General features: G+C 66.1%; 11 protein-coding genes. 3 read left to right on the forward strand and 8 right to left on the reverse strand.

Annotated elements, in window-relative coordinates:
* Window position 1 precedes the first annotated feature (1 nt).
* Complete coding sequence (locus GTP41_RS19395; RefSeq protein ID WP_161027226.1) at window positions 2–2188, reverse strand: xanthine dehydrogenase family protein molybdopterin-binding subunit; 2187 nt, start codon at window positions 2186–2188, stop codon at window positions 2–4.
* Window positions 2185–2679 carry a (2Fe-2S)-binding protein gene (locus tag GTP41_RS19400; protein WP_161027227.1) on the reverse strand — a complete coding sequence of 165 codons (495 nt, stop codon included), beginning with the start codon at window positions 2677–2679 and terminating at the stop codon, window positions 2185–2187. Before GTP41_RS19400 ends, GTP41_RS19395 begins: the two co-directional genes overlap by 4 nt.
* Window positions 2680–2847: 168 nt before the next feature.
* On the opposite strand from GTP41_RS19400, the gene GTP41_RS19405 reads away from it, so the two are divergent.
* Window positions 2848–3450 (forward strand): OmpW/AlkL family protein, encoded by a 603-nt coding sequence (locus GTP41_RS19405; protein WP_161027228.1) that lies wholly within the window; start codon window positions 2848–2850, stop codon window positions 3448–3450.
* Window positions 3451–3464: 14 nt separating this feature from the next.
* On the opposite strand, the gene GTP41_RS19410 is transcribed toward GTP41_RS19405, so the two are convergent.
* Genes GTP41_RS19410 through GTP41_RS19425 form a run of 4 tightly spaced genes read right to left on the reverse strand, consistent with a single transcriptional unit; the run spans window position 3465 to window position 9599 of the window.
* Window positions 3465–4688, reverse strand: coding sequence for a hybrid sensor histidine kinase/response regulator (locus GTP41_RS19410; protein ID WP_161027229.1), 1224 nt, complete (start codon window positions 4686–4688; stop codon window positions 3465–3467).
* A complete protein-coding gene (locus GTP41_RS19415) occupies window positions 4688–5296 on the reverse strand; it encodes a chemotaxis protein CheB (protein WP_161027230.1) in 609 nt (202 codons plus the stop codon). The genes GTP41_RS19410 and GTP41_RS19415 overlap by 1 nt, the downstream gene beginning before the upstream one ends.
* Window positions 5293–6123 (reverse strand): CheR family methyltransferase, encoded by an 831-nt coding sequence (locus GTP41_RS19420; RefSeq protein ID WP_161027231.1) that lies wholly within the window; start codon window positions 6121–6123, stop codon window positions 5293–5295. The genes GTP41_RS19415 and GTP41_RS19420 overlap by 4 nt, the downstream gene beginning before the upstream one ends.
* A complete protein-coding gene (locus GTP41_RS19425) occupies window positions 6123–9599 on the reverse strand; it encodes a response regulator (RefSeq protein ID WP_308700868.1) in 3477 nt (1158 codons plus the stop codon). Before GTP41_RS19425 ends, GTP41_RS19420 begins: the two co-directional genes overlap by 1 nt.
* Before the next feature lie 100 nt (window positions 9600–9699).
* On the opposite strand from GTP41_RS19425, the gene GTP41_RS19430 reads away from it, so the two are divergent.
* The gene (locus tag GTP41_RS19430; RefSeq protein ID WP_202419807.1) at window positions 9700–10200 is read left to right on the forward strand and encodes a hypothetical protein; all 501 of its coding nucleotides are present in this window, start codon (window positions 9700–9702) and stop codon (window positions 10198–10200) included.
* A gap of 12 nt (window positions 10201–10212) precedes the next feature.
* On the opposite strand, the gene GTP41_RS19435 is transcribed toward GTP41_RS19430, so the two are convergent.
* A complete protein-coding gene (locus GTP41_RS19435) occupies window positions 10213–11160 on the reverse strand; it encodes a zinc-dependent alcohol dehydrogenase family protein (RefSeq protein ID WP_229502972.1) in 948 nt (315 codons plus the stop codon).
* 104 nt (window positions 11161–11264) lie between these two features.
* On the opposite strand from GTP41_RS19435, the gene GTP41_RS19440 reads away from it, so the two are divergent.
* Window positions 11265–12149 carry a LysR family transcriptional regulator gene (locus tag GTP41_RS19440; RefSeq protein WP_161027233.1) on the forward strand — a complete coding sequence of 295 codons (885 nt, stop codon included), beginning with the start codon at window positions 11265–11267 and terminating at the stop codon, window positions 12147–12149.
* On the opposite strand, the gene GTP41_RS19445 is transcribed toward GTP41_RS19440, so the two are convergent.
* Window positions 12146–13147 carry an aldo/keto reductase gene (locus tag GTP41_RS19445; RefSeq protein WP_161027234.1) on the reverse strand — a complete coding sequence of 334 codons (1002 nt, stop codon included), beginning with the start codon at window positions 13145–13147 and terminating at the stop codon, window positions 12146–12148. The genes GTP41_RS19440 and GTP41_RS19445 overlap by 4 nt on opposite strands.
* Between the last annotated feature and the right edge of the window lie 34 nt (window positions 13148–13181).

Raw genomic sequence — 13181 nt, forward strand, 5'->3', positions numbered from 1 at the left:
CTTACGCTTTCTTCAGGCTGTGGTTCTTTAGCGGGAGGTCGCGGATGCGCTTGCCGGTGGCGGCGAAGATGGCGTTGAGTACGGCGGGGGCTGCGACGGCGATGGTGGGTTCGCCTACGCCGCCCCAGAAGCCGCCGCTGGAGACGATATGCGTTTCGACTTTCGGCATTTCGTCCATCTTCATCACCTGGTAGGTGTCGAAGTTGGTTTGCTCGGCGGCGCCGTCCTTCACCGTGATCTCGCCATATAGCGCGGCGCTCAGGCCGTAGACGAAGCTGCCTTCCACCTGCGCTTCGATCTGCTGCGGGTTCACGGCGTAGCCGGGGTCGGTGGCGGCGACGATGCGGTGGATCTTCAACTTGCCTTCTTTATTCACCGAGACCTCGGCCACGGCGGCGACGTAGCTGCCAAAGCCCATGGTCTGGGCGATGCCGCGATAGACGCCCTTCTTCAACGGCTTGCCCCAGCCGGCCTTTTCGGCCACGGCGTTCAGCACGGCGAGGTGCTTGGGGCTGTCCTTCATCAGCTTGCGGCGCAGGGCCAGCGGGTCTTGTTTGGTGGCGTGGGCGATCTCGTCGAGGAAGCACTCGAGGTAGATCGCGTTCTGGTTCAGGTTCACGCCGCGCCAGAAGCCGGGCGGCACCGCCGGGTTGCGCATGGCGTGGTCGATCAGCAGGTTGGGGAAGGTGTAGCCGATCGAGGCTTCCGGGCCGGGCGGGTTCAGGCCCTGGAAGACTGCGGGGTCTTTGCCGTCTTTCACGTTTTGCGGGAACAGCGCGGCCAAAATCGATTGGCCGGCAATGCGCATGTGCAGCGCAGTGACCTCCCCTTTCGCGTCCAGGCCGGCCGTCAGCTTGCACTGGGTGATGGGGTGGTAGCGGCCGTGCTGCATGTCCTCTTCGCGCGTCCAGATCAGTTTGACCGGTATGCCGGGCATCTCCTTGGCGATCTTCACCACCTGGGTCACCCAGTCGTGCGTGGCCCCGCGCCGGCCAAAGCCGCCGCCCAGGTGCAGCTTGGTCACGTCGCATTTGGCTTGCGGCAGGCCGGCGGCTTCGCTGGTGGCGGCCAGGGCGGCTTCGCCGTTCTGGGTCGGCGTCCACACTTCGCAACGGTCCGGCGTCCAGACGGCGGTGGCGTTCATCACCTCCATCGTGGCGTGGTTCTGGTGCGGGTAGCTATAAACGGCTTCGATCTTGCGGTGGGCGCTGGCCAGGGCAGACCTGGCGTCGCCGTTTTTGTTGCCGACTGCGGCATCGTCGGCGTCGAGGCCGGCCTTGATCCAGGCGGCGGTGTCCTTGCTGTTCATGCCGGCGTTGGGGCCCTTGTCCCATTCGATCGGCAGCGCATCGAGCGCGGTGCGGGCGCGCCACCAGGTGTCGGCCACCACGGCCACGGCGCTGTCGCCCACCTGCACCACCTTCTTCACGCCCGGCTTGTTGGCGATGGCTGCCGCGTCAAAGCTCTTTACCTTGCCGCCGAAGACGGGGCAGTCCTTGATCGCGGCGTTCAGCATGCCAGGCAGCTTCAAGTCCATGCCGTAGATTTGCTTGCCGGTGGTCTTGTCCACCGTGTCCAGGCGCGCCAGGCGCTTGCCGGCCAGCTTCCAGTCCTTCGGGTCTTTCAGTTTGATGTCGGCGGCGGCGGGCGCCTGCAGCTTGCCTGCGGCGTCGGCGACTTTACCAAAGGTCAGCGTGCGGCCGCTTGGCGTGTGGGTGATCACGCTTTTCGCCACCGTGCATTCGGCGGCGGGCACGCCCCACTGCGCGGCGGCGGCCTGCACCAGCATCATGCGCGCGGCGGCGCCGCCCTTGCGCACATAGTCGTGCGATTCGCGCACGCCACGGCTGCCGCCGGTGGAGAAGCTACCCCACACGCGGTTGCGCGCCAGCTGGCGGCCGGGGGACGGGTATTCGGTGGTGACCTTGCTCCAGTCGCCATCCAGCTCTTCCACCACCAGCTGCGCCAGGCCGGTCAGGGTGCCCTGGCCCATTTCGGAGCGGGCAATGCGCACCACGATGGTGTCGTCCGGCTTCACCACCACCCAGGCGTTGATCTCCGGCGCATCGGCGGCGGGCGCCTGTTGCGCCTCCGCGAACGGGATATGGAAGCCGAACATCAGGCCGGCGGTGGCGCCCAGCGAACGGCCCAGGAAGCTGCGGCGCGAGGTCGAGGCCGGGGCGTTCATGCTTTGCTCCCTTCCACGATATCCAGGCCGGCCAGCTTGGTGTTGCCGCCCCTGGCGATCACGTGGATCGCCTTGCGCACGCGGTTATAGGTGCCGCAGCGGCAGATATTGGTCATGGCGGCGTCGATGTCGGCGTCGGTCGGCTTTTTCTTTTGCTTCAGCAGCGCGGCGGCGGCCATGATCATGCCGGATTGGCAAAAGCCGCACTGCGGCACATCGAGCGCGGCCCAGGCCTTCTGCACCGCATGGCTGCCATCCTTGCTCAAGCCTTCGATGGTGACGATCTTCTGCTCGGCCGTCACGGTGGAGACCGGACGCACGCAGCTGCGCGTCGGTTCGCCGTCAATGTGCACGGTACAGGCGCCGCATTGCGCCACGCCGCAGCCGTATTTGGTGCCGGTCAGCCCTAGCTGCTCGCGGATCACCCACAGCAGCGGGGTATCTTCCTCGGCCTCGAAATCGCGGACCTGGCCATTGACGTTCAGTTTCATTCCTGCCTCCGGGGGAAATGGGTGGGAAGTAAGTTCGCGTGATCTTACTCCCGTTTTATTAACTAATGTTCGTTCAGCCAATTTTGACCTAGGTCAAAGATTTTGCTGCGTCGCGTCAATAGACTTCTACCTATCGAATATCGATGACCACATGAAAGAGGTAGTGAAATGAAGAAAGCGATTCTGGCAGTTATCCTGGGTGGCCTGGCACTGAATGCAATGGCGGTCGACAATCCATGGCAAGTGCGCGCACGCGCCGTGCACATCAACCCGGCGGACAAGTCCGACCCAGTAGGCGGCACCGGCGCATCCGACCGCATTGGCGTCAGCGACAAGACGATTCCGGAAGTGGATATCACCTATTTCGTGACCCCGAACATCTCGGCCGAGCTGGTACTGACCTACCCGCAGAAGCATGATGTGTACCTGGATGGCAAGACCATCGGTACCTTCAAGCACCTGCCGCCGACCCTGCTGGCGCAGTACCACTTCAGCCCATCCTCGCAATTCAGCCCGTACGTTGGCGTGGGTGTGAACTGGACCACCTTCTCCAAGAACAAGATCCTGGACGGTGCAGGCAGCCTGGAGCACGACAGCTTCGGCCTGGCCCTGCAAGCTGGCGTGGACTACAAGCTGGACAAGAACTGGTCGCTCAACCTGGACATCAAAAAAGTGCAGATCCGCAGCGACGTCCTGATCGCCGGCGCCAAAGCCTCCAAGGTCAAAGTTGACCCGGTCCTGCTCGGCGTAGGCGTAGGCTACCGCTTCTAATGTCCGATTTGGGGTCAGGAAGAAAAGTGGACATTTTCCTGGGAAATGTCCACTTTTCTTCCTGACCCCAAAGTGGACAATTCTTGCTCGCGGGGAAGGGTGAAGGTGAAGGTGCTGCCTTCGTGGGGCTTGCTGCGGACGGTCAGGGTGCCGTTGTGGGCTTCGGCTAACTGGCGCGAGATGTAGAGGCCGAGCCCGAGGCCGGCGGGGACCTTGTCGGCCTGGCCGCGCTCGAAGGGTTCGAAGATCTTGGGCAGCACATCCTCGGGAATGCCGTCGCCCTGGTCGATTACGTCGATCCGGGCGTTTGCGCTGTCGGCGTGCAGGCGCACTTCTACCGGCTTGCCGCCGCCGTAGCGCAAGGCGTTGGTGATCAGGTTGACGATCACTTGCTCAACGCGGAATTCGTCCCAGCAGCCTGCCACCGGCTGCACAATCGTGAGCCGTAACTCGCCGTGCATGTCGCTGGCCTGGTGCGACAGGTCGCCCACCACGCGCTGCAGCAGCGCTTCCAGGTGGACCCGGCCCGGGCGGATCGAGAGCTTGCCGCTGCGGATGCGCGATACGTCCAGCATGTCGTCAATCAGGCGTACCATGGCGTGGATCTGCCGCATGTCGCGCGCCACCATGCGTTCCAGCTGGGCCGGCGCGAAGTGGTCCATATTGCCGCGCTCGAGCTGCAGCTTGCGCATCTGCGCTTCCAGATAGAGGGTGTTGAGCGGCGTGCGCAACTCGTGCGCCACCATGGACATGAACTGGTCGCGCACCTTCAGCGCATATTCCAGCTCTTGCCGCACGGCGTCCAGCTCGCGCACCGTGGCGTCGCGCTGCGCTACGATCTGGCGCACCTCCTGTTGTTGCTTGTACAGGCCGACAAACACGTTGACCTTGCTCTTGACCGCGTCGGCGTCGAGCGGTTTGTGCAGGAAGTCGACCGCCCCTGCTTCGTAGCCTTTGAAGGCGTAGTTCAACTCCTTGCCGGCAGCGCTCACGAACACGATCGGGATGTGGCGCGTCTTGCCGGTGCCGCGCATCAGCTCCGCCAGCTGGAAGCCGTCCAGGCCTGGCATCTGCACGTCGATAATGGCAAGCGCGAATTCGCGTTCCAGCAGCAGGGCCAGCGCTTCGTCGCCGTTGCGCGCCTGGTAGATTACGCGGTCGTCGGCGCGCACCAGCGCGCTCAGTGCGCGCAGGTTCTCCGGCAGGTCGTCAACCAGCAGGACATTGGTGGTCTCCATCAGTGCTTCTCCAGCATTAGCAGCAGTTGCTTGATCTGTTCCAGCGGCAGTACGAGGTCGGGCTGGCGCGCGCGGATCGCTTCGGCCGGCATCACGCCGACGTTGGCCTCCTGCGGGTCTTGCACGACGGTCAGGCCGCCTGCCCTGCCGATCGTGGCCATGCCTGCGGCGCCGTCTTCGTTGGCGCCCGTGAGCAGGATCCCCGCCAGGCGCGCGCCGTAGGCTTCGGCCGCTGTCTCCATGGTGACGTCGATGGCGGGGCGGGCGAAGTGCAGCGGTGCGTCGCAACTGAGCGAAAAGCTGCGGTCGTTTTCGATCAGCAGGTGGTAGCCGGCTGGTGCAAAGTAGAGAGTACCTGCATTGATGTCATCCTTGTCGCCCGCTTCGCGCACCGGCAGAGCGACGCGCTGCTGGAATACTTCGACCAGCTGGTTGGGGCGACCACTTCTTACATGCAGCACGACCACTATCGGTAAGCGGTAGCCGCGCGGCAGGGCGGGCAGCAGTTGCAGCAGCGCATTCACGCCGCCGGCGGACGCGCCGATCAGCACCGCTTGCGTGGCGCGGCCGTGCACGGCCTGGTCGAGCGATGGCAGGCCGTCCATCATCTTTTCCTGAACACGCGCTCGCGCTTGGCGAGGGTTTCAAAACGCGGGCCGTAGCTGGAGAAGTCGATGCTCTCCTTGCCGCCCAGGCCCAGGAAGCCGCGGTGGCACAGCGATTCATGGAACAGGCCGAGCGCCCGCTCCTGCAGCCGCTTGTTAAAGTAGATCATCACATTGCGGCAGCTGATGAACTGGGTTTCGGCGAACACGGCGTCGGTCGCCAGGCTATGGTCGGCAAAAGTCACGTTCTCGCACAGCGTGCGGTCGAACAGGGCGGCGTTGTAGGCGGCGGTGTAGTAGTCGGAGAAAGCGTGCTTGCCGCCGGCGGCCTGGTAGTTGGCGGTGTAGGTGCGCATGCTCTCCAGCGGGAACACGCCCTTGCGCGCCTTTTCCAGCGATTCGGGGTTGATGTCGGTGGCGTAGATGATGCTGCGTTCCAGCAGCCCTTCTTCCTTGAGCAGGATGGCGAGCGAATAGACTTCTTCGCCGGTGCTGCAGCCGGCGACCCAGATTTTCAGCGAGGGATAGGTGCTCAGCACCGGCACCACGTGTTCGCGCAGGGCAGTGTAGTAGCCGGGGTCGCGGAACATCTCGGTGACGGGGATGGTGATGTATTGCAGCAGCTGGCTGAAAGCTTGCGGCTCGTGCAGCACGCGCGATTGCAGCTGCGACACGGTGCTGCAGCCCATTTCGCTCATGGCGTGCAGCACGCGGCGCTTTTGCGAGGCGCCGGTGTAGTCGCGGAAGTCGTAGCTGTACTTGAGGAAGATGGCTTCCATCAGCATGCGCAGCTCGATTTCAACGCTGCTGAGAGGGGCGCCGTCGCTCATCACACAGTGTCCATGGCGGGCATCCATACCCGCAGCAGCGAGTACAGGCGCGACAGGTCGATCGGCTTGGCCAGGTAGTCGTTGGCGCCGGCGGCCAGGCATTGCTCCTGGTCGTCCTTCATCGCCTTGGCGGTGATGGCGATGACCGGCAGGCGCACAAAGCGCGGGTCGGCGCGCAGGCGGCGCGTGGCTTCCAGGCCGTCCATGCCGGGCATCATGATGTCCATCAGTACCAGGTCGATGTCGGGCACGGCGTCGAGCTTCTCCAGCGCTTCCAGGCCGTTGCGGGCGATTTCCACAGCGGCGCCTTTCTGTTCAAGGGCGCTGGTCAGGGCGAAGATGTTGCGCACGTCGTCGTCCACCAGCAGGATGCGCCGCCCTTCAAACACCTTGTCGCGGCTGCGCACGGCCTTCAGCATGGTTTGCCGCTCGCTGGAGAGCTGGGACTCCACCTTGTGCAGGAACAGGGTGACTTCGTCCAGCAGGCGCTCGGGCGAGCGCGCGCCTTTGATGATGATGGAGCGCGAGTATTTGGACAGCTCGGCTTCCTCGGCGCGCGTCATGCTGCGTCCAGTATAGACAATCACGGGCGGGAAGCCGGCGATCTCCTGCTGCGACATGTGCTGCAGCAGTTCGCTGCCCTGCATGTCGGGCAGCTTCAGGTCCATGATCATGCAGTCGAAGACGGTGGCGTGCAGCTGCCGCAGCGCTTCGGCACCGCTGGCAACGGCGGTAATGGCGATGTCCTCGTCTTCAATCAGCGCCACCATGCTTTCGCGCTGCCTGGCGTCGTCTTCGACCAGCAGGATGTGCTTGATCTTTTGCGTGAAGCGGCGCTCCAGGCGCTCGAACACGGAGAGCAGGTCTTCGCGCTGGGCGGGCTTGCGCACGTAGCCGATGGCGCCCATATGCAGCGCCGCTTCGCCGCTGTCGGAGGCGCTGATCACGTGCACCGGTATGTGGCGCGTTTGCGGGTTGTCTTTCATCAGCTGCAGCACGGACAGGCCGGAGCGGTCGGGCAGGCGGATGTCGAGCAGCACGGCTTGCGGCTGGCGTTCGGCGGCCAGCTGCAGGCCCTCTTCCGCCGTCAGCGCCACCAGGGCGCGGTAGCCGGCTTCGTGCGCCAGGTCGTACAGGATGTGGGCGAAGGCGGGGTCGTCTTCAATCACCAGCACCACGCGCTCGGGCGGCGGCGGCATGTCGCGGTCGTCGGTGAAACGCTGCGCGGGCGCTGCGGGCTCGGGGACGGGCGTGCTGCGCGTTTCCACGGCGGCGGCCTGCGGCGCGGGGCTGCTTGCGGGGCGCGCCGCGATCGCCCACTGCGTCGGCAGCGACAGGGTGAACGTGCTGCCCTGGCCGGCAATGCTGGCCAATTCGATCTCACCGCCCAGCAGCCGCGCCAGGTCGCGCGAAATCGACAAGCCCAGGCCGGTGCCGCCAAAGCGGCGGCTGGCCGTGCCGTCGGCCTGCTGGAACGCTTCGAAGATGGCGTCGTGCTGCTCTTCGCGCACGCCGACGCCGGTGTCGATCACCGCAAAGCGCAGCTGGCCGGCGTCGCCCGGCGACACGCGCAGGATCACTTTGCCCCGGTCGGTGAACTTGATCGCGTTCGACAGCAGGTTCTTGAGGATCTGCTCCAGGCGCTGGCGATCGGTGTACACGGTGGGCGGCAAGCCGGGCACCAGGTCGATCACGAAGTCGAGCTGCTTTTCCTGCGCCAGCGGCTGGAAGATGTCGGCCAGGTTGTCGACCACGCCGGCCAGCGGCACATCCTCCGGCGCCAGTTCCAGCTTGCCCGCCTCCACCTTCGAGATATCGAGGATATCGTTGATCAGGGTCAGCAAGTCGTTGCCGGCGGTGTGGATGGTCTGGGCAAAGCGTACCTGTTCCTCGTTCAGGTTGCCCTGCGCGTTTTCGGCCAGCAGGCGCGCCAGGATCAGGGAGCTGTTCAGCGGCGTGCGCAGCTCGTGCGACATATTGGCCAGGAATTGCGATTTGTATTCGCTGGCCCGCTCCAGGTCGTAGGCGCGCGCCTCCATCTCCATGCGGGCGGCGGCCAGCGCGGCATTGCGCTGGTCCAGCAGCGCCGCTTGCGCCGCCAGTTTCGCATTGCTCTGCTCCAGCTCCACCTTTTGCGTTTCCAGGCTGGCCTGCGAGCGCTCCAGCACGCGCGATTGTTCTTCCAGTTCCTCGTTGGCGGTGCGCAGCTCCTCCTGCTGCACCTGCAGTTCCTCGTTCAGCGACTGGGTTTCGGCCAGCGCTTCGGTCAGGCGCTGGCGCGCCAGCGTGGCCTCGATGGCGCTGCCGATATTGCCCGCCACCAGCTCCAGGAAATCCAGTTCGCGCCGCCCGACCTCGCGCAGGAAGCCCAGCTCCAGCACGCCGTTCACAAGGCCGTCGCTATGCACCGGCAACAGCACCAGCTGCTGCGGCACGCCTTCACCCAGCGACGAGGCGACCTTGATATACCCTTCTGGCAGTTGCGACAGGTGCAGCGCGCGCCGCGCACGCGCCGCCTGGCCCACCAGGCCTTCCCCGGCCTGCAGGTGGCGCCCGGCTGCTTCGGCCTGCGCCGACAAGCCGTAAGCGGCAACGCGTTCCAGCGAGCGATCCGGCTGCACGACATAAAAAGTGGCCACTGCCACCTGCAGGTAATTGGCCAGGAATTCCAGCAGGGTGGTGGACAGCAGCGGCAGCGCCATCTGCCCGATGCCCTGCTCCGCCAGTTGGCCCTGGCCGGCGCGCAGCCAGGCCTGGTGCTGCAGCTGGTGGGCGTGGGTGTGCTGTTCCTGCAGCGCGTCGCGGTAGGTATCGGCCAGGCGCAGCAGGTCGCGCCGCCCGAACCACGCCAGCAAGGCGCTGGCGCTCAGGCCCACGGCGAGGAAGATGGCGATGGTCCAGAAGGCGGTGGCGCGCGCCGCGTCGGAGCGCTGGGCGCGCAGTTCTTCCTGCTGCGCAATGAAGGTGCGGAACTGTTCGCGCAGTTCATCAAAGGGGATTTTTCCGGCGCCGCGCCGCACCATGGCCATGTAATCGCCGCCCTGGCGCCGCGCCGCGATCATCTGGTCGGCGGCGCGCAGCCATTCGGCATGCTGGGCGCGGATCTGGCGCAGGCGCTCGGCTTGCTGCGGCTGGTCCGCCACCAGTTCGGACAGCGCGCCGGTGGTGCTGTCAAAGCGTGAGCGCGCGGCCAGATAAGGCGCCAGGAAGGCGTCGTCGCCCGTCAGCAGGAAACCGCGCATGCCGCTTTCCATATCCACCGCCAGGTGCCGCAGTTCCTGCACCGTGCCAATGGCGCGCCCAGTCGATTCGGCGGCGCTCCAGGTGTTGATCAGGTAGCCGAAAAGGGCGACCACAATCGCCGACGCGGCGACACCGCCCAACAGCGGTATTTTCACGTTACGGGTCAGGATGCGGCGGAATGCGCGGTCGTCGATCGTCGAGCTGGGCGGCATGGCAACTTGTCGATTCATCATCGGAAGCCCCAGTGTATCCCAGCCGCCCGGCCATGTATGTTTCGCGGCAATCGTGCGCGAGGGCTATAATCGTTTGCAAACCAATTACTGTCTACCGCCCATGCGTAAGCTCCTGACTGTGGCACCGGTCCTCCTGCTGGCTGGCTGCGTTAATGATTCCGCAACCTTCTACGCCGATCCGACGCGCGAGCATACGCTGACCGTGCGCCGGCAGCAGGAGTTCTTCTGGAAGGAGGATGCGCAGTACACGCTGATGGCGGCGCGCCTGCCGGACTGCCAGCGCGCGATCCCCCTGGGGGAAATGCCGCTGGAGGACCTGGACTTCGAGCTGTTCGCCAGCGGCGACAACGTCTGGAGCCTGCGCGCCGGGAAGTATGTCTGGCAGGTGGAGACGCAGGGCTGCTCGCTGGTCGCGGAAGGCGGCAATACCGTCGCCAGCGGCGACAAGCTGGGTACGTTTGCCATCGGCAGCAAAAAGGAGAAGCTGCGCTTCGATGCGGAGGCAGCGCCGGCCGGAGCAACAGCGCCAGCAGCGGGACAGGCGGCCGAACCGCCCGCTGCCGCTGGCGACGCCACGGCAGCCCCGCCGCCAGGCCAGTAACCCCGCCCGGCCTCACACCAGGTCAATCACCACTTTTCCTGCCGCCTTGCCCGCCGCCAGATGGGCATGGGCCGCATTCGCGTCCGCCAGGGCGAAGTGCTGCGGGTCAAGCCGCACCGACAGCTGGCCCGCATCCGCCAGGCGCGTCGCCTCGCGCAGGATCGCGCCGTGCGCCGCGCGCCCGTGGCCGGTCAGCAGCGGGAGCAGGGTGAAAACCCCGGAATAGGTCGCGGCACGGAACGACAGCGGCGCCAGCCCGTGATTGCCCCAACCCAGGCAGCTCACCACGTGCCCGCCGTATTGACGCACCGCCTTGAATGAGGCATCCAGCACGGCCCCGCCGAGCGTGTCGTACACGATATCAAAGTCCCCGCCCTCGGCCTGTTCGACGAAGCGCGCCCCGAGCTGTTCGATCTGCTCGCGCTGTGCGGCCCGGCCGGTCGCCGACACGCGCGCGCCGCGCGCCAACGCCAGTTGCAACGCCGCCCGCCCGACCCCGCCCGCCCCGCCCTGCACCAGCACCGATTGCCCCGGCTCGATACGGGCGCGGTCCACCAAACCTTCCCACGCCGTGATGAAGACCAGCGGCAGGACTGCGGCCTCGCGCAGGCTCATTGTCCGGGGCGCATGCGCCAGCAAATCGGCGTCCACCGCTGCATACTCGGCCAGCGAACCCTGTACGCCACCTACGCCGCCGGTCATGCCAAACACCCGGTCGCCGGGCGCAAAGCCGCTTACACCGGGGCCGACAGCTTCCACCTGCCCCGCCATATCGATGCCCAGCACCGCCGGCAGCGGCATGCGCGCATGCCCGGCGCTGCCCGCCGCGATCTTCAGGTCAAGCGGATTGACCCCGCTGGCATGGATACGCACCAGGACCTGTCCCGGCCCGGCCACGGGTTGCGGCAACTCGCCGAGGGTGAGCGGCTCTCCCGCCGCATGAAGGATCATGGCTTTCATGGTAACTCCCGTCTGTTGGATAGTTGCCAGTGTAGGCGCGGCCACCGCGCGGATAAACGGGGCCGGCATGCAAACAGAATCCCGGAATTGTGGATAATGGCCCCATGGATAAACTGGATGCCTTGCGCGTGTTCTGCGCCGTCGTGGAGTGCGGCGGCTTTTCGCGCGCTGCGGAAAAGCTGGGACTGTCCACATCCTCCGTCACCGCCCAGGTCAGCGCGCTGGAAACCCATTTCCACGTCAAGCTGCTGAACCGCACCACGCGCAGCATGTCGCTGACCGGCGAGGGCCGCGAATGCTACGAGCAGGCGCAGCGCATGCTCGCCCAGATGGAGGAGCTGGAAGCCAGCCTGCAAGGCGCGGCGCAACAGCCGCGCGGCGTGCTGCGCGTGAACATGCCCGGCCTGGTGTCGCGCCTGTATGTGGCGCCGGCGCTGCCGCGCTTCCTGGCGCAGCACCCCGGCATCACGCTGCAGGCCAGCGCCAGCGACCGTATGCTGGATATGGTGGAGGAGGGGTACGACGTGCTGCTGCGCCTGGGCGACGTCGGCGATGCGCGCCTGGTTGCGCGGCCCTTGCTGCCCACCAGTTATATCTGCTGCGCGGCGCCGGCCTTCATCGAGCGCCACGGTGTGCCCGCCACCCCGCAGGAGCTGGCCTCCTTCGACTGCCTGCACTTCATCTTGCCGCGCGCGCGCCGCCTGCGCGAATGGCAGTTCGCCGGCGGGCTTGCCTTCACGCCGCCGGCGCGCGCCTCGTTCGACCACGTCGATTCCCTGCTCGAAGCCTGCAAAGCCGGCGCGGGCATCGGGCAGTTCCTGTCACTATCCGTGCAGGCGGAGCTGCGCAGCGGAGCGCTGCTGCCGCTGCTTGCCGCGCACCAGGCGCCAGGGCCGACGCTGACCGCCCTGTACCAGCAGCGGCAGCAGCGGGCTGCCAAGGTGCAGGCGTTTCTCGACTTACTGGCCGAGCTGTTCGGCCGGCCTTAGGCAGGCTGCTCGCTATCCAGGTGCGTCAGCTGGTAGTCGTTGTAGCGGCCACCGGCTGCGGCGCCATGCGGCGCGATCAGCTCCAGCGCGGCCAGGTCGGCTTGCAGCAGCATCGCCTCCTGTGCGCCCAATGCCTCCTGCAAGCGCTGGCGGGTGCGGGCGCCGACCAGCGGCACGATGTCCGTGCCCTGCGCCATCACCCAGGCAATCGCCAGTTGCGCCATGCTGATGCCCTTGGCGCGCGCCACCTCGCGCATGCGTTCCACCAGGGCCAGGTTGTGCGTCAGGTTCTCGCCCTGGAAGCGCGGCGAATTCTGGCCACGGAAGTCCTGCTCCCCGGCGCGCTGTGCGCTCCAGTGCCCGCTGATCAGGCCGCGCGACAGCACGCCATAGGCCGTGATCCCCACGCCCAGCTCGCGCGCCGCCTGCAGCAAGCCGCCCTCGATGCCGCGCGAGATCATGGAGTACTCGATCTGCACGTCCGCGATCGGATGCACGGCATGCGCCCGGCGCAGGGTCTCGGCATTCACCTCGGACAGGCCGATATGCCGCACATGGCCCTGGCGCACCAGCTGCGCGATGGCGCCCACGGTATCCTCGATCGGGGTCGCCGGGTCCACCCGCGACGGGCGGTAGATATCGATATAGTCCGTGCCCAGGCGGCGCAGCGAATAGGCCGCGAAGTTGGCCACCGACTGCGGCCGCGCGTCGTAACCGATAAAGCCGCCGTCCGGATCGCGCACGGCGCCGAACTTCACGCTCAGCTGCACCTGGTCGCGCGGCACGCTGCGCAGGGCCTCGCCCAGCAGCATTTCATTGTGGCCCATGCCGTAGAAATCGCCGGTGTCGAGCAGGGTGATGCCGGCGTCCAGCGCGGCGGCGATGGTGGCCAGGCTTTCGGCGCGGTCGGCCGGGCCATACAGGTCGGACATGCCCATCAGGCCCAGGCCAAGCTGGGAGGTGTGCGGGCCGGTGCTGCCAAGTTTGCGGTGTTCCATTTGATGACTCCTATCAGGGTTTCGACAGGAACCA

This window comes from Pseudoduganella guangdongensis (assembly GCF_009857475.1).
Classification (GTDB): domain Bacteria; phylum Pseudomonadota; class Gammaproteobacteria; order Burkholderiales; family Burkholderiaceae_D; genus Rugamonas; species Rugamonas guangdongensis.

What these genes read in the sequence shown, in the direction of transcription:
- GTP41_RS19395 (WP_161027226.1), bottom strand. Translation starts at nt 2,188, where the DNA reads ATGAACGCCCCGGCCTCGACCTCGCGCCGCAGCTTCCTGGGCCGTTCG.
- GTP41_RS19400 (WP_161027227.1), bottom strand. Translation starts at nt 2,679, where the DNA reads ATGAAACTGAACGTCAATGGCCAGGTCCGCGATTTCGAGGCCGAGGAA.
- GTP41_RS19405 (WP_161027228.1), top strand. Translation starts at nt 2,848, where the DNA reads ATGAAGAAAGCGATTCTGGCAGTTATCCTGGGTGGCCTGGCACTGAAT.
- GTP41_RS19410 (WP_161027229.1), bottom strand. Translation starts at nt 4,688, where the DNA reads ATGGAGACCACCAATGTCCTGCTGGTTGACGACCTGCCGGAGAACCTG.
- GTP41_RS19415 (WP_161027230.1), bottom strand. Translation starts at nt 5,296, where the DNA reads ATGATGGACGGCCTGCCATCGCTCGACCAGGCCGTGCACGGCCGCGCC.
- GTP41_RS19420 (WP_161027231.1), bottom strand. Translation starts at nt 6,123, where the DNA reads ATGAGCGACGGCGCCCCTCTCAGCAGCGTTGAAATCGAGCTGCGCATG.
- GTP41_RS19425 (WP_308700868.1), bottom strand. Translation starts at nt 9,599, where the DNA reads ATGATGAATCGACAAGTTGCCATGCCGCCCAGCTCGACGATCGACGAC.
- GTP41_RS19430 (WP_202419807.1), top strand. Translation starts at nt 9,700, where the DNA reads ATGCGTAAGCTCCTGACTGTGGCACCGGTCCTCCTGCTGGCTGGCTGC.
- GTP41_RS19435 (WP_229502972.1), bottom strand. Translation starts at nt 11,160, where the DNA reads ATGAAAGCCATGATCCTTCATGCGGCGGGAGAGCCGCTCACCCTCGGC.
- GTP41_RS19440 (WP_161027233.1), top strand. Translation starts at nt 11,265, where the DNA reads ATGGATAAACTGGATGCCTTGCGCGTGTTCTGCGCCGTCGTGGAGTGC.
- GTP41_RS19445 (WP_161027234.1), bottom strand. Translation starts at nt 13,147, where the DNA reads ATGGAACACCGCAAACTTGGCAGCACCGGCCCGCACACCTCCCAGCTT.